The 16288-nt window shown below is 67.4% G+C and carries 12 protein-coding genes and 2 tRNA genes; 2 read left to right on the top strand and 12 right to left on the bottom strand.

All coding sequences use genetic code 11. The features are described from left to right. Window positions 1–291 precede the first annotated feature (291 nt). Window positions 292–939, top strand: coding sequence for an SDR family oxidoreductase (locus EDC82_RS00495; protein WP_074040021.1), 648 nt, complete (start codon window positions 292–294; stop codon window positions 937–939). Window positions 940–1022: 83 nt separating this feature from the next. Next, complete coding sequence (locus tag EDC82_RS00490; protein WP_006944737.1) at window positions 1023–1583, top strand: NYN domain-containing protein; 561 nt, start codon at window positions 1023–1025, stop codon at window positions 1581–1583. 75 nt (window positions 1584–1658) lie between these two features. Here the strand turns inward: EDC82_RS00490 and EDC82_RS00485 are convergent. From EDC82_RS00485 to dnaA, 12 genes are all read right to left on the bottom strand, one after another. Next, window positions 1659–1731, bottom strand: a tRNA-Ala gene (locus EDC82_RS00485). Between the two features lie 9 nt (window positions 1732–1740). Next, window positions 1741–1887: a hypothetical protein gene (locus tag EDC82_RS14410; RefSeq protein WP_006944753.1), complete on the bottom strand. Its 147-nt coding sequence runs from the start codon at window positions 1885–1887 to the stop codon at window positions 1741–1743. Between the two features lie 31 nt (window positions 1888–1918). After that, window positions 1919–1995 (bottom strand) — tRNA-Ile (locus EDC82_RS00480). A 211-nt stretch (window positions 1996–2206) separates the two neighbouring features. After that, window positions 2207–2632, bottom strand: coding sequence for a DUF3566 domain-containing protein (locus tag EDC82_RS00475; RefSeq protein WP_231729406.1), 426 nt, complete (start codon window positions 2630–2632; stop codon window positions 2207–2209). A gap of 110 nt (window positions 2633–2742) precedes the next feature. Further along, window positions 2743–5538, bottom strand: a complete 2796-nt coding sequence (gene gyrA / locus EDC82_RS00470) for a DNA gyrase subunit A (protein ID WP_131940208.1) — start codon at window positions 5536–5538, stop codon at window positions 2743–2745. Between the two features lie 92 nt (window positions 5539–5630). Continuing rightward, window positions 5631–7772 carry a DNA topoisomerase (ATP-hydrolyzing) subunit B gene (gene gyrB, locus EDC82_RS00465; RefSeq protein ID WP_131940206.1) on the bottom strand — a complete coding sequence of 714 codons (2142 nt, stop codon included), beginning with the start codon at window positions 7770–7772 and terminating at the stop codon, window positions 5631–5633. Between the two features lie 379 nt (window positions 7773–8151). Further along, window positions 8152–8754, bottom strand: coding sequence for a DUF721 domain-containing protein (locus EDC82_RS00460; RefSeq protein WP_131940204.1), 603 nt, complete (start codon window positions 8752–8754; stop codon window positions 8152–8154). Next, entirely contained in the window at window positions 8747–10069 is a 1323-nt protein-coding gene (recF, locus tag EDC82_RS00455; protein ID WP_131940202.1) for a DNA replication/repair protein RecF, read from the bottom strand. Before recF ends, EDC82_RS00460 begins: the two co-directional genes overlap by 8 nt. A gap of 61 nt (window positions 10070–10130) precedes the next feature. Further along, window positions 10131–11123, bottom strand: a complete 993-nt coding sequence (gene gnd / locus EDC82_RS00450) for a phosphogluconate dehydrogenase (NAD(+)-dependent, decarboxylating) (RefSeq protein ID WP_131940200.1) — start codon at window positions 11121–11123, stop codon at window positions 10131–10133. A 121-nt stretch (window positions 11124–11244) separates the two neighbouring features. Beyond that, window positions 11245–12375, bottom strand: coding sequence for a DNA polymerase III subunit beta (gene dnaN, locus EDC82_RS00445; RefSeq protein WP_040014531.1), 1131 nt, complete (start codon window positions 12373–12375; stop codon window positions 11245–11247). Between the two features lie 762 nt (window positions 12376–13137). Beyond that, window positions 13138–14376, bottom strand: a complete 1239-nt coding sequence (locus EDC82_RS00440; protein ID WP_006944797.1) for a multidrug effflux MFS transporter — start codon at window positions 14374–14376, stop codon at window positions 13138–13140. 62 nt (window positions 14377–14438) lie between these two features. Next, entirely contained in the window at window positions 14439–15887 is a 1449-nt protein-coding gene (dnaA, locus tag EDC82_RS00435) for a chromosomal replication initiator protein DnaA (RefSeq protein WP_216227627.1), read from the bottom strand. Window positions 15888–16288 lie beyond the last annotated feature (401 nt).

Genomic DNA, 16288 nt, shown 5'->3' with positions numbered 1-16288 from the left:
GCCAGGCCCCGTTGAGGGCCTCGCGATCGGGCACGACGAGGCGGCCATCCCGTACGGGATGGCCGCCTCGTCGTCTGCATGGCTGTCGCGCGTGTCGATCGTTCCCCAAACCGACAAGGCTCCAGTCCGGGCCTCTCGTGCTGGTCGGGGCCGTACGCGTCGCTACTCGTGACGACGTCACGAGCACCATGTCAGCGCTTGCTACCTCGCTGTACTCGATCTATTAGATACGCGTAGATGAAACCATCGAGACGGATCGACGCTTGATGCCCACAGGAGTAGTGTCGAGGCATGCGTATTGCTATTGCAGGAGGACATGGCCAGATCGCCCGGTTGCTCGGGCAGCGGTTGAGCGGCGAGGGCCACGACGTCGTCGGCCTCATCCGTACACCGGAGCAGGCGGACGACCTGCGCGCCGCGGGAATGGAGCCCGCCGTCATCTCACTCGAGGACGCCTCGGTCGACGACGTCGCCGAGGTCATCAACGGCTGCGACGCCGTCGTCTTCGCCGCGGGTGGCGGCCCGGAATCGGGTCGGGCGCGCAAGTGGAGCGTCGACCTCATGGGAGCGGTGCTGCTCGCCGACGCTGCGGAGCAGGCGGGCGTGCGACGCTACGTCATGGTGTCGTCGATCGGCTCCGACGCGCCGGAGAACGTCGACGCCGGCGTCTTCCAGGTCTACCTCTACGCCAAGGGCGGCGCGGATGCCGACCTGCGTACCCGCGACCTCGACTGGACCATCGTCCGCCCCGGAATGCTCACCGATGACGCGCCCACGGGCCAGGTGACGATCAACCCCGACCAGCAGCGTCAGCCCATCACGCGCGGCGACGTCGCCCACACGCTCGCGCAGGTGCTGACGAGCGGGCATGCCATCCGAGAGACGTTCGTCGTCGTCAACGGCACGACGCCCGTCGACGAGGCGGTCGCGTCCCTCTGACTCTTCCCCGACGACGATGGGCCGGTGTTTCACGTGAAACACCGGCCCATCGTCGTCAGCCCAGCATGGACTAGGTTGGAGCCATGGCTCAGCGCACCACCTACCTCCTCATCGACGGCGAGAACATCGATGCCACGCTCGGCACCTCGATCCTCGGCCGCCGCCCCCACCCTGACGAGCGCCCGCGCTGGGACAGGCTACTCAAGTTCGCCCAGCGCCAGTGGCACCAGGACGCCAAGGGGCTGTTCTTCCTCGCGGCCAACGGCCCCGAGCTGCCGATGGCGTTCATCCAGGCCCTGACGGCGCTCGGCTACCAGCCAATACCTCTCTCCGGCGCGGAGGGCGAGAAGGTGGTCGACATGGCCATCCAGAAGACGCTGGACGCCCTCGTGACGCTGCAGGCCGACGTCATGCTCGTCAGCCACGACGGCGACTTCCTCCCGCAGCTCGAACCGCTGCTCGGCGGCTCCCGCAAGGTCGGGCTGATCGGCTTCAAGGAGTTCCGCAACGCCGGCTTCTCGCCCCTGGAGGCACAGGGCCTCGAGTTCTTCGACCTCGAGCACGACGTCAAGGCGTTCAACGCGACGCTGCCGCGCCTGCGCGTCATCCCGATCGACGAGTTCGACCCACTGGCCTTCCTCTGAGCGCTGCCCGCGCCGTCGCGGGCACCGGACGGCGAAGAGCCCCTCACGAATCCGTGGGGGGCTCTTCGTTCTCGGTGGAGGTAAGGGGACTCGAACCCCTAACCCCCTGCTTGCAAAGCAGGTGCGCTACCAATTGCGCCATACCCCCGAGGGTTTTTCAGCCAGGTTGTTCGGTGGCCGCCTGCGTGGCGGGCTCCTGCGTGGCCTTCGCCCACAGCTCCTTGCCCAGCTTCTGCTTCTGGTATTCGCTGTTCGCATACAGGGCGGCAGCGGCCGCAGCAGATGCGAGAAGTGCCTTGAACATGCGACTCCTTGGCGAAATCAAGGGGCAGTGGTGGTGGGCCTAACTGGACTTGAACCAGTGACCTCTGTCTTATCAGGACAGCGCTCTAACCGACTGAGCTATAGGCCCCTGCACCGCGTGCGTGCCGTTCACCTGCGTGATCAGCACGAGACGTAAGATTACCCACCGCAGGCGTGGCCCGCAAATCGCGGGCGGCGCCTTATCCCACCGCGTCGCCACGGGCCAGCTGCGACCCGCACCCACCAGTCTGGGCAGACGACGACGGGCCCGCCCCACCGTCGTGGAGGGCAGGCCCGTCGCGCGATTGCTCAGGCTGCGATCACTCGTCGCTCAACGTCAGCTGCACGCCGCCGACGAGGGAGGCGCAGATGTTGTAGAGGAACGCGCTCAGGGTCGCGATCGCCGTCATGAGGATGATGTTGAGCACGCCGATGACGATGCTGAACGAGATCGAGCGGCCGAACCCGAGGTAGTCGAGGATGTCGAACTTCGAGCCTTGACGATCCAGCGTCCGCAGCAGGTCGTTGATCGCGCTGAAGGTGCCCATGCCCGCGAGCACCGTCCACAACGTCGCCACGAGAACGACGGACGCGATGGCGACGGCCACCGACAACAGGAAGGCGATCTTGAGCACCGACCACGTGTCGACGCGCGACAGCGTCAGGCGCACTCGGCGCGGCGTGGAGCGACGTGGGGCGCCGCCGCGGCCCGACGAGGCCGGCGCGCGGCCGGCCTGCGTGCTCACGCGCTGCTGCTGGGGTCGTGTGGCTGGCGCCGCTGCACCACTGCCCTTGACCGCTCGGGGGGCGCCCCCGGCAGATTTCGGCAGCTTCGCGCGCGCGTCTCGCGAGTCACTCACTCACTGTCTCCCGACTCGTTGTTCTCCGTGGAGGCCGACTCGTCGTCCGTAGCGTGCGTTGCGTCCTGAGTTGACTCCGCGGCCTCGTTCGTCTCCGAAACTACCGCGTCATCGTCGATTTCCTCAGAATCCTTCTCGGCGTTGCGCGCGACGGCGACGATCGAGTCGCCCTTGCCGGGCGTCGCGAACTGCACGCCCTGCGTGTTGCGGCCCGTCTCACGCACCTCGGCGACGGCCGAGCGGACGATCTTGCCCTTCTCCATGACGACCATCACTTCGTCACGGTTCTCGACGACGAGCGCGCCGACGAGGTCACCGCCTCGCTCTGAGATCGTCGCGACCTTGACGCCGAGCGTCGCGCGCCCCTTCGTCGGGTACTCCTCCACGGGCGTGCGCTTGGCGAGCCCGTTCTCGAAGACGACGAAGACGCACAGCTTCTCGTCGGCCCCGCGCTCGACCTCGTTCGCGCCCTTCGGCACGACGTTCATCGACAGCAGTTCGTCGCCTTCTCGGAACTTCATGCCGGTGACACCCGACGTCGATCGGCCCATCGGACGCAGTGAGTCGTCCGTCGCAGCGAAACGCACGGCCTGGCCCTTGCGGCTGACGAGCAGGACGTCGTCGTCGTGCGTCGCGAGGCCGGCACCGACGAGCTCGTCGCCGTCACGCAGGTTGACGGCGATGAGGCCGCCCGAACGCGGCGAGTCATACTCCGACAGGCGCGTCTTCTTGACGAGGCCGTTGCGGGTCGCGAGCAGAAGGTACTCCGAGTCGGCATAGGTGCGCAGCGCCATGACCTGAGCGATCTGCTCGCCCGGCTGGAACGCGAGCAGGTTCGCGACGTGCTGGCCCTTGCTGTCGCGCGAGCCCTCCGGCAGCTCGTAGCCCTTCGTCCGGTAGACGCGGCCGGCGTTCGTGAAGAACAACAGCCAGTCGTGCGTCGAGGTCGTGAAGAAGTGCCCGACGACGTCGTCACCGCGCAGCGTCGCGCCGCGCACACCCTTGCCACCGCGACGCTGGCTGCGGTACTCGCTCACCTTCGTGCGCTTGACGTAGCCGCCGCGCGTGATGGTGACGACCACGTCCTCTTCGGGGATGAGGTCTTCCATGTTCATGTCACCGTCGAACGGCACGATCTGGCTGCGACGGTCGTCGCCGTACTTCTCGACGATCTCGGCGAGCTCGTCGCTGACGATCTGACGCTGACGCTCCGGCTTGGCCAGGATGTCCTTGTAGTCGTCGATCTTCGCCTGCAGCTCGTCGTGCTGCTCGATGATGCGCTGACGCTCGAGCGCCGCGAGGCGACGCAGCTGCATCTCGAGGATGGCGTTGGCCTGGATCTCGTCGATGTCGAGCAGCTCGATGAGGCCCGTGCGGGCATCGTCGACCGTCGGGCTGCGACGGATGAGGGCGATGACCTCGTCGAGCATGTCGAGGGCCTTCAACAGACCGCGCAGGATGTGGATGCGCTTCTCGGCCTCGTCGAGACGGAACTGCGTGCGGCGCACGATGACGTCGATCTGGTGCTCGACCCAGTAGCGGATGAACGCACTGATCGGCAGCGTGCGCGGCACACCGTCGACGAGGGCGAGCATGTTCGCGCCGAAGTTCTGCTGCAGCTGCGTGTGCTTGTAGAGGTTGTTGAGCACGACCTTGGCGATCGCGTCACGCTTGAGCACGATGACGAGGCGCTGGCCGGTGCGGCCGGACGTCTCGTCACGGATGTCGGCGATGCCGGCCATCTTGCCGTCCTTGACGAGCATCGCGATCTTCTCGGCGAGCGCGTCTGGGTTGACCTGGTACGGCAGCTCCGTGACGACGAGGCACTGACGGCCCTGGATCTCCTCGACGTTGACGACGGCGCGCATCGTGATGCTGCCGCGGCCGGTGCGGTAGGCGTCCTCGACGCCGCGCTTGCCCATGATGAGCGCGCCGGTCGGGAAGTCCGGGCCGGGGATGCGACGCAGGCACTCTTCGAGCAGTGCCTCACGCGAGGCCTCGGGGTTCGCGAGCAGCCACTGCGCGGCGTCGGCGACCTCGCGCAGGTTGTGCGGCGGGATCTGCGTCGCCATGCCGACAGCGATGCCGGCGCTGCCGTTGACGAGCAGGTTCGGGAAACGGCTCGGCAGGACGCTGGGCTGCAGCGTCTTGCCGTCGTAGTTGGGCTCGAAGTCGACGGTGTTCTCGTGGATGTCGCGCACGAGCTCCATCGCGAGGGGCGCCATGCGGCACTCGGTGTATCGCGGGGCGGCTGCGCCGTCGTTGCCGGGCGAACCGAAGTTGCCCTGGCCGTCGACGAGCGGGTAGCGCATCGACCACGGCTGCACGAGACGCACGAGGGCGTCGTAGATCGCCGAGTCACCGTGCGGGTGGTACTGACCCATGACGTCACCGACCACACGGCTGCACTTGTTGTAGCCGCGGTCGGGACGGTAGCCACCGTCGTACATGGCGTAGACGATGCGACGGTGCACGGGCTTGAGGCCGTCACGCACGTCCGGCAGGGCACGCGAGACGATGACGCTCATCGCGTACTCGATGTAGCTGCGCTGCATCTCGGCGTTGAGGTCGATCGGGTCGACGCGGTGCGCAACCGGAGCGGCGACGGCGGCCTGCGCCTCCGGCGTGTTCGGCACCTTCATCGTCGGCGGCTCGGGGCGCGTGGGGTCGATGCCGGCCGCGGCTGCTGCGGCGTCGCTGGCGGGAGCGTCGGCTTCGCCCTGGGGGACCTCGGGGAGATCGTCCGGCAGGTCGGACGCGTCGTCGCCCGGCAGGTTCGTGTCGTCAGACATGTGTCATTCCTTCGATGAAGGGTTGTCGAGTTGTCGCGATGTTTCACGTGAAACGGAGCGGCTCGTCGCTCACGTTTCACGTGAAACGCAGATCAGATGTCGAGGAACCTGACGTCCTTCGCGTTGCGCTGGATGAAGCTGCGTCGCGATTCGACGTCCTCACCCATGAGCACGGCGAAGATCTCGTCGGCGGCCGCGGCGTCCTCGAGCGTGACCTGGAGCAACGTGCGCGACTCCGGGTCCATCGTGGTCTCCCACAATTCCTGGTAATTCATCTCGCCGAGACCCTTGTAGCGCTGGACGCCGTTCTCCTTCGGCAGGCGCCAGCCCTTCGACTGGCCTGCGTCGATCATCGCGTCGCGCTCGCGGTCGGTGAAGGCGAACTCGTGCTCGTGGTTGCTCCACTTGATGCGGTACAGCGGCGGCTGGGCGAGGTAGACGTATCCGGCCTCGATGAGCGGGCGCATGAAGCGGAACAACAGAGTGAGCAGCAGCGTGCGGATGTGCATGCCGTCGACGTCGGCGTCGGCCATGAGGACGATCTTGTGGTAGCGCGCCTTCTCGATCGTGAAGTCCTCGCCGATGCCCGTGCCGAAGCCCGAGATCAGGCCCTGCACCTCATTGTTCGCGAGCACCTTGTCGAGGCGTGCCTTCTCGACGTTGAGGATCTTGCCGCGGATCGGCAGGATCGCCTGGTTGAACGGGTTGCGCCCCTGCACCGCCGAGCCGCCGGCCGAGTCACCCTCGACGATGAACACCTCGGAGATCGACGGATCCTTGCTCTGGCAGTCGCGCAGCTTGCCCGGCAGCCCACCCGATTCGAGCAGGCCCTTGCGTCGCGCGGTCTCGCGCGCCTTGCGGGCCGCCATCCGCGCCGACGCGGCGGCGATGGCCTTGCTGACGATCGCCTTGCCCTCTCGCGGGTGCATCTGCAGCCAGTGGTCGAACTCGTCGCGCACCGCGGTCTGGACGAAGCCTTTGACCTCGGAGTTGCCGAGCTTCGTCTTCGTCTGGCCCTCGAACTGTGGTTCGGCAAGCTTGACGCTGATGACGGCCGTCAGCCCCTCGCGGATGTCGTCACCGGTGAGGTTGTCGTCCTTCTCCTTGAGCAGCTTCTCGCGGCGCGCGAAGTCGTTGACGAGCTTCGTCATCGCCGCGCGGAAACCCTCTTCGTGCGTGCCGCCCTCGTGCGTGTTGATCGTGTTGGCGTACGTGTGGACGGACTCGCTGTACGCCGTCGTCCACTGCATCGCGACCTCGACCGAGAGGTAGCGCTCGGCGTCCTCGTGCTCGAAGGCGATGATGTCCTCGTTGACGACCTCGGCGCGCTTGGAGGAGTTGAGGTGCTTGACGTAGTCGAGCAGACCGTCCGCGTAGCAGTACGTGACGCTCCTGCCCTTCTTCGCCCGCGCGGCGGCCTCGTCAGCCTGTGCGGCGTCGGCACCCTCGGCTGCAGCGTCGGCCGCAGCTTCCTCTGCAGCACCCTCGTCGACGGCATCGGGACGCTCGTCGGTGAGGGAGATCGTCAGGCCCTTGTTGAGGAAGGCCATCTGCTGGAAGCGCGCACGGATCGTCTCGAAGTCGTAGACGGTCGTCTCGAAGATCTCCGGGCTCGCCCAGAACGTGATCGTCGTGCCAGTCTCGTCGCTCTCCTCTTCCTCACGCAGCTCGCCGAGCGGCACACCGCCCGCGAACTCCATTCGGTAGACGCGGCCCTTCTGCCGCACCTCGGCCTCGAGGCGCGTCGACAGGGCGTTGACGACCGAGCTGCCGACGCCGTGCAGACCACCGGAGACCTTGTAGCCGCCGCCACCGAACTTGCCTCCGGCGTGCAGCTGGGTGAGGACGAGCTCGACGGTCGACATGTCGTACGCCTCGTTGCGGCCCGTCGGGATGCCGCGGCCGTTGTCGGAGACGCGGATGCCGTTGTCGGGCAGGATCGTCACGTCGACGCGCGTCGCGTGACCGGCGAGGGCCTCGTCGACCGAGTTGTCGACGATCTCCCACACGAGGTGATGCAGGCCGCGCTCACCCGTGGAGCCGATGTACATGCCGGGCCGCTTGCGGACGGCCTCGAGGCCCTCGAGGACCTGGATGGCGTCGGCGTCGTACTCCGTGTCGATCTGGGACCGGACGTGCTGCTCGACCTGCTCTGACGCGCCGTCGGCCGCGTCTGCGAGCGAGGGATCCTGCGTCGTAGGGTCGATCGAGTCGTCGCTGGGCTTGTCGGCCACTGTGCTCCTTCACCGTGCGTGGCACCGTTGCAGTGCGCCGGCTCTCGGAGCGGGAAACCCGAGGCGTGACTCCCGCAACGACGTGCGTGCGGGCTCGTGACGCGATACAACGTGCGAATCATGTCCATCTTACTGGTAGCACGGCTCAGAACATAGCCACGAAACGCTCTAGAGGGCCTCGTGCACGCGGGAACGAGGCCTCGACGTGCCGGGGATCGTCGACCGGGGCCTCGAGGGCACTCATCGGCCTCTGGCTCGGCCGGCCTCCCTCGGGCTCCTCTCTCAGCGTCGACGGGGTGACGCGGACATGCTGCGGGGTTTCGCTGGAGGCGCTCTGCACACGAAACCGGGAAGGTTCCACGTGAAACAGGCGCGGCCGTCAGCCGTAGGTGTCGCGTGGTCCGCGTCCTGCGACACGACGCGGGCCGCGCACCCAGCTCGGGGCGCTCGGGCCGACAACCCGCAGTTCGTTGACGACGCCCTCACCCACACCGTCAGCGATGGAGGCCAGCAGGGATGTGGTGAGCAGCTGCAGCTGCGTGGCCCAGGCCGTCGATTCCGCGCGCACGATGAGCACGCCGTCCTCGAACGTGAGAGGCCGAGCGTGCTCGGCCACGCCCGCACCGACGAGATCGGCCCACCGCGACATGACGGCGCCGGCTGCCACGTCGACGTTCCACCCCCGCTCGAGCAGGAGGCGTTTCATCGTCGAGTCGATGAGTTGGGGGTCGCGTCCATCGCGATTCGACGACGGCGTGAAGCTCTGCGTCGAGCGGGAACGCCGGGGCGCAGGACGCGAGCCCGGACGAAAACCCCGCTCGGCGGCATTGCGCTGAGCCCGAGCGAGCGCCAACCGCGCGGCGACGGCGCGCTCGTCCTCAGCGTTCGACTCGACCGGCGCCTCGGCACTATCGGTGCCAGTGCCAGTGCCCGGGGCCTGATCGTCCGGTGCCCACGCATCGATGCCGCTGGTCTCACTCATCAGCCGCGTCACCGTCATCACGGTCGTCCGCATCACGGGCGGGCCCATCCGGGGCGTCCTCGGCCTCGGGCAGACCCGGGTGAGCCGCCGGCTGCACGCCGCCAGGCGCCTCCTCGAGGGATCCATCGCCTCGAGGCGCGACGTGGCCCTTCGTCACGTGGAAGACCTGGCCGGAAAGCCGCGCGGGAACGTCCTCCTCAACGGCGGCGGTGATGAGCACCTGCTCGGCGTCGCTCACCATGTCGGCCAGCCGTTCGCGGCGCCCCGCGTCGAGTTCGGCGAAGACGTCGTCGAGGACGAGGACGGGGTCGGTGCCGAGGTCATGACGCAGCAGGTGGAAGGCCGCGAGGCGCAGGGCGAGCGCAAACGACCACGACTCACCGTGACTCGCGTAGCCCTTGGCGGGCAGGTCTCCGAGCGTCAGGGTGACGTCGTCCCGGTGCGGCCCCACGAGGGTGACACCACGTTCGATCTCGCGGGTCCGCTGGAGCTCGAACGCCTCATGAAAGGCCTTCTCGAGCTCGTCGCGCTCCGGAACCTCGCCCGAGGCGATGCGCGCCGCGGTCGACTCCGGCAGTGACGACACATACGCGAGGCGCGCATCAGAACGCCCGGCACTCACCTCGTCGTACGCCTGGGCCACGTAGGGGGCCAGATCTTTCAGCAACCGTAGACGGGCGTAGACGAGGGCAGAACCGACTGACGCGAGGTGCGTGTTCCACTCGACCAGCGTGTCGAGAGCTGTTTCACGTGAAACCTCTTCATCCGCCGAGAGGCGAGCGCCTCGCGCGCCCTTCTTGAGCGCCGATTGGGCGGAGCGCAACAGGGCGTTGCGCTGCTTGAGAATCTTGTCGTAGTCCGAACGAGCACCGGCCCAGCGCGGTTGACGCGCGACGAGGAGGTCGTCGAGAAATCGGCGACGTTCCCCGGGGTCGCCCTTGACGAGCGCGAGATCCTCCGGCGCGAAGAGCACGGTTCGCAGCGACCCGAGGATGTCACGGGGACGCCCCGCGGCCGCGCGTCCGATGCGTGCCCGGTTGGCCCTACCCGGAACGATCTCGAGCTCGAGCACTGTTTCATGTGAATCACGGACGACGGCCGCGCGCACGAAGGCCCGCTCGGCTCCGAAGCGGACGAGGGGAGCGTCCGTCGAGACACGATGCGACCCCAGGGTCGCGAGGTAACCGGCGGCTTCGACCAGGTTGGTCTTGCCCTGGCCGTTGAGGCCCACGAATGTGGTCACTCCGTCAGCGAGCTCGACTTCCGCCTCCGTGTAGGAGCGGAAGTCACGCAGCGACAGATGGCGGAGTCTCACAGCGCTTTCGGTCGGTGGCTCGGATGCCCTGGGGTCGAATCGTCAGATCAGCGAACGCCGATCAGTGCTCGTTGGGGGCAGCGCCTGGGCGCGCGGCGCCCGCGTCCTTCTTCGGCTCGGCGGCGCCGGAGACCTCGGCCTGGCCTTCCTTCGCGGCGCGCCACGGCTCGCGACCGAACTGCATGACCTCGTGCCCGCCGAACTGACCGCGCAGTGCGGCGACCGCCTGCATCTGCGGGCTGTTCTCCTGGCGCGAGGCGAAACGGCCGAACAGCGCGGCGGCGAGCACCGGCATCGGGACGGCGTTCGCGATGGCCTCCTCGAGCGTCCAGCGACCCTCACCGGAGTCGGTCGTGTACTCGGAGACGCCCTCGAGGTGCGGCGTCTCCTCGAGCGCCTTCACCATGAGGTCGAGCAGCCAGGAACGCACGACGGTGCCGCGCGTCCAGGCCTTGAAGCAGCCGTGGACGTCGGTGACGATGTCCTTCGCCTCGAGCAGCTCCCAGCCCTCGGCGTAGGCGTGCATGAGGCCGTACTCGATGCCGTTGTGGACCATCTTGGCGTAGTGACCGGCGCCGACCTCACCGGCGTGGACGAAACCCTCCTCGCGGGGGCCCTCCGGGCGCAGTGCGTCGAAGACCGGCATCATGCGCTTGACGTCGGCGTCGTCACCGCCGCACATGAGGCCGTAGCCGTTCTCCTTGCCCCAGATGCCGCCGGAGACACCGCAGTCCATGAAGTGCACGCCCGTCTTGGCGAACTGCTCGGCGTGGCCCTGGTCGTCGGACCACTTGCTGTTGCCACCGTCGATGACGAGGTCGCCCTCGGCGAGCAGGCCCTGCAGCTCGGACATGACGGAGTCGGTGATCTTGCCGGCCGGCACCATGACCCAGATGTTGCGCGGTGCGTCGACCTTCTCGACGAGTTCGGCGAGGTCCGCGACGTCGCTGATCTCGCGATTCGTGTCGTAGCCGATGACCTCGATGCCCGCAGCCTTCATGCGATCGCGCATGTTGCCGCCCATCTTGCCGAGACCGATCAAACCAAGCTGCATGGGTCTTCTCCTTCGTGACGTTGCATGTCCGACACGCACGTCTGGAACGCGCGCATCACGAAAACTCAGGGTTCACGCTACGCCCGTCCGGGCAGGGGCGCGAACGCTGTCCGAACGGCCGTCAGTTCGCGAAACGCACCGGCATGATGAGGTAGCGATAGCTGTCGTCGGCGTCACCGTCGATCTCGTCCTGACCGGACAGGACAGCCGGGCGCGTCGGCTGGGTGAAGCCGAGGCGGACGTACTTCGTGCCGACGACGCCGAGCCCGTCGAGCAGGAACTGGGGGCTGAACGCGATCTCGAGCTCGGGGCCGTCGATCTTCGCCTCGAACGTCTCCGACGCCTGCGCGTCCTCGCCCGTGCCGGCCTCGATGCGCACCGAATCCTCGGCGAACCGCAGACGGACGGGCATGTTGCGCTCAGCGACGAGGGAGACGCGCTTGCACGCCTCGGCGAGCTGGGCCGTCTCGACGATCGCCGTCGTGTCGACGCTCGTCGGGAACAGGCTCGTCACCTTGGGGTAGTCGCCGTCGAGCAGACGCGTCGTCATGCGACGCTGGCCGGCCTCGAAACCGGCGAGACCAGAGCCCGTCGACGCGCCGCTCAGGGAGAGCGAGACGTTGCCGGCGGCACCGAGGGACTTGGCAAGCGAGTCTAGGGTGCGCGCGGGCACGAGCGCCGCGTACTCGGCGCCCTCGTCTCCGGCGTTCCACATGACCTCGCGCATCGCGAGGCGGTAGCGGTCCGTCGCGAGCAGCGTCAGCTTGTTGCCGGAGACCTCGACGCGCACGCCGGTGAGGATCGGCAGGGTGTCACCGCGGTCGGCCGCGACGCTGACCTGCGCGACGGCCTGCGTGAAGACGTCCCCGGCGATGACGCCCGTCGGATCGGGGTTTGCGGGCAGCGTCGGGTACTCGCCCGTCGGCATGCTCTGGAGGCTGAACTTCGCGCTGCCGCACGTGACCTGCACCTTCGAGCCCTCGCTGATCAGTTCGATCGGCTTGTGCGGAAGGCTCTTCGTGATGTCGGCGAGCAGGCGGCCGAGGACGAGGACGGTGCCCGCCTCCTCGACGTCGGCGTCGACCGTCACCTTCGCGGAGACCTCGTAGTCGAACGCGGACAGCGTCAGACCCTCGGGGCTCGCCTCGAGCAGGACACCCGCGAGCACGGGGACGGGCGGGCGCTGCGACAGACCGCGCACTGCCCAGGCCACCGCTTCGGCCAACACATCGCGTTCAACCCGGAGCTTCACGTCCACCGTCCCTCATCGTTCGTCGTCGCAGGCGAGCTGTGACCCTCGTGCGATGTCTCGTCACGTGCGGGGTGGCTCCTGCTGCGAGCGAACTCCGCGTCGATGCCACAGGCACAGCTGTGCGCTCGTGAGCCTAGCTCAGGTCGTCGGCCTCGCCCAAGAGACGACGAGGGGTGCTGACGGGGGACGTCGCCGGCTCGTCGACAGTGGGGTGCGGTGTGGATACGTGGGGCGCTTTCTCGCCATGGTGAAGATGTTGGTCGTCGTCATAGGGGGTGTGGATGGTGGGGAAAACCCCTGTTCGTCCTCGTCAGCACTGGGATCTCGGGTGTGGGTGACGTGGGGATCGTTGCTGTGGATGGTGACAGCCGGTTGTGGAGAGAAAATCTTCATCCACAACCGGCTGTCGTTGCGGGGTGGGTTTCCCCCTGATCGGACGGGTTTTCCACTGCTTCATCCCCAGAAACTGTGGATAACCCCGTGGATGAGGGATGGATCACTCGCTGACGGCTGGGTGGTTGCCGTGAACCAGGAGGGAATCACATCGGTGTCGTCCACATTTCCACAGTGTTGTCCACAGGTGTGGATGAGCGCCATTCCGGGGTTCGGGGACCTTCGGATGTTCGCGGGCCGTCAGCGACCCACACCTTACCCACATGGTTGTCCCCAGATTCTGTGGACAACCATGTGGGTGGCCACCTGTGAGCCGCCGAGCGGCAGTTTGGCAGCTGTCGGGCGTTGGCCCGCCGTTCACTCACGCACTCATCGACGCGCCGCCACGTGGGCGGCCCAGAGCAACGCGCCCGATGCGACGCAGCAGAAGGCGGCGAGCGCCATCGTCACGAGGTCCGTGGCCACCAACGGTCCGATCACCCCGGCGAGAGCAGCGGCGAAGACGAGGTTGACGAAGGTGCCGGCGGAAGCCGCCGTGCCACGCGCCTGGGGAAACTCGTCGAGCTGCGCGAGCTGGAGCACCGGCAGAGCGACCGCAACCCCGAAGGCCGTCAGGGAAGGCGCGACGAGCGCCCACGGGACGTCGCTGCCCCACGGCTGCAGTGCGATGACGACGCCGACCGTGGCTGAGGCGAGGGCGAACAGCAGGCCGTACGACGCCTGACGGGCGGCGCTGAGGTGCCCGGCGGCCCGCGCGCTCAGCCAGGAGCCCGCGATCATGCACACCACCATCGGCACGAAGAACATCCAGTACTCGTTCTCGCCGAGCCCGAGCAGCCCGCCGAGGAAGAGAGGCGCGTTCGAGATGAACAAGAACTGTCCTGCGAACGCGAGCGACGCGGCCAGCGCGATGCGTAGGAACCGACCGCTGCGCAGTGCCGCCAGGAGAGCGCTCACGATGGGCCCGAGTGCGAGGGACGAGCGTTGTTCCACGGGAAGTGTCTCGGGCAGGAACCTGCTCACGCAGATGGTCATGACCACACCGAACGCGGTGAGGAACCAGAAGATCGAGCGCCAGTCGCCCACCGTCAGCAAGGCACCGCCCAGGATCGGCGCGAAGGCCGGCGCGAGTCCGAAGATCATCGACACCTGGCTCATCAGGCGTTGTGCCTCGGGGCCGGAGAAGAGGTCGCGGATCACCGCACGCGCGATGATCTGACCCGCCCCGGCCGCGAAACCCTGGAACGCGCGGAAGACGAGCAGCAGTGGCAGAGACGGCGCCAGGGCGCAGCCGACGGAGGCGAGGACATAGACACCGATCCCCACCGTCATGACGGGTTTGCGACCCACGGCGTCCGACACCGGCCCGTGGAACAGGCTCATGACGGCGAACGACAACAGGTAGACGCTGACCACCTGCTGCATCGCGGCCGGTTCCACGTGAAACTCGGCGCCCATTCGGGCGAACGCGGGCAGGGGCGCGTCGACGTTGAAGGGGCCGAACATCGACAGCCCGGCCAGCACGAGCGTGAGGACGGCGCCGGCACGACGCGTCCCTGATGTGGCGGCGTCAAGGGGAGCAGCATGCGGGGCGCGGCGCGTCGTCATCCGCGCATTGTCTCAGCGTCAGGCGCTCGCAGTGACGCTGATCATGGCGACGTACCGTGGAGTCAGTGACTGCGACGGCGGATCTGCGTCGTCAGCTCCGTGATCTGGTCGTACACGGGGCGACGCTCGCCGATGAGCTGGCGGATCTTCTTCTCCGCGTGCATGACGGTCGTGTGGTCGCGCCCACCGAAGTGCTGTCCGAGCTGTGGGAATGAGTGCTCCGTCAGCTCACGCGACAGGTACATGGCGATCTGACGCGCCATCGTCAGGTTGCGTGAGCGCGACGGGCCCTTGATGTCGTCGACCGTCACCCCGAAGTAGACGGCCGTCTCGGCGATGATGTGGCCGACGGTGATCTGCCCCGTCTCGCTCGGCACGACGTCCTTGAGGACGAACGCGGCCTTCGCCCGGTCGACCGGTTCCTTCTGCAGTGACGCATAAGCGGCGACACGGATGAGCGCGCCCTCGAGCTCACGGATGTTCGTCGAGATCTTCGAGGCGATGAGCTCGAGCACGTCATCGCCGATGTCCATGCGCTCGGCGTTGGCCTTCTTGCGCAGGATCGCGATGCGCGTCTCCAGCTCGGGCGGGTGGACGTCCGTCGTCAGCCCCGACTTGAAGCGGCTGCGCATGCGGTCGGCGAACGTCGTCAGCTTCTCCGGCGGCTGATCCGAGGTCAGCACGATCTGCTTGCCGGTGGAGTGCAGGGCGTTGAAGGTGTGGAAGAACTCCTCCTGCGTCTGCTCCTTGCCCTGCAGGAACTGGATGTCGTCGATGAGCAGGACGTCGACGTCGTCGCGGTAGCGGCGCTGGAACGTCGCGGCGCGGTCGTCACGGATCGAGTTGACGAAGTCGTTCGTGAACTCCTCGGAGCTGACGTATCGCACCCGCAGCTTCGGGTGGTAGTCGTGCACGTAGTGACCGATCGCGTGCAGCAGGTGGGTCTTGCCGAGCCCCGAGTCGCCGTGGATGAACAGGGGGTTGTAGGCCTGGCCCGGCTCCTCGGCGATGGCGATGGCGGCGGCGTGCGCGAACCGGTTGCTCTCACCGATGACGAACGTGTCGAACGTGTACTTGGGGTTGAGGCGCGGGGCCTCGGTGTCGCTCGGAGCGGCAGCGGCATCGCGCTGATAGCCCGTCGAGCGAGGCGGCAGGACGACGCCCGGGTCGGCCTTCGTCGGCCGTGGTGCGCCCTGGCCGGGCATGGTGAACCCGAGCGTTCCATCATCGGATTCGGTTGCTGCAGAGGTGTTCTCGTCGGACGCGTCACCGTCGTCGTCGAGGTCTCGCACCGCTGCCTGGAGACTCTCATCGACGCTGATGGCGACGCGCACCTGTTGGCCTAGCTGATCCGACAGTGCCTTCGCCACGGGTTCGCGCAGCGGCCCCTCGAGCATCCGCTTCGTCTGGTCGAAGGGCACGGACAGCAGCACGTTGTCACCGAGCAGCCCGACGAAGCGCGTCAGGTTGAGGTAGGCGCGATCACGCGAGCCGATGCCGTGCTTGTCCATGTCCTCCAACGCGGCGTGCCAGGTGCGCTCGTAGTCGACGGGTTCGTCGGTGGTCACGTGGCTCCTCCTGGCGCTGCGGGGGTCGCAGCCGGTCGGTCGTCGGTGCTCGAGGCCGTGATGGCGACGAGGCGTGCTGGGCGTCTCCCATAGTAGGCCCCATATCCACAGAGTTATCCACAGCCTGTGCACGGTGTGTCCTGGGGCTCATCGGGCGGTGCGCGCCAGACGAGGGGAATGTCGTTTTCTCGTCAGGCTAACGGCGTGTCGACTGGATTTGTGCGGCGGCGTGTGAATCACAGATGTGTTATTCGCGTGCGCGCGCTGTTGGGTATGGAGTGGAGGTTCGGACGTTTTGACCCTGTTGGCCCCGCATGCGTAAGCTGGATGACGATTGTCTGCGC

Source organism: Dermacoccus sp. SAI-028, assembly GCF_004346775.1.
Classification (GTDB): domain Bacteria; phylum Actinomycetota; class Actinomycetes; order Actinomycetales; family Dermatophilaceae; genus Dermacoccus; species Dermacoccus nishinomiyaensis.
Note: the sequence above shows the minus strand (reverse complement) of the source record. Positions and strands in the feature narration are given on the sequence as shown.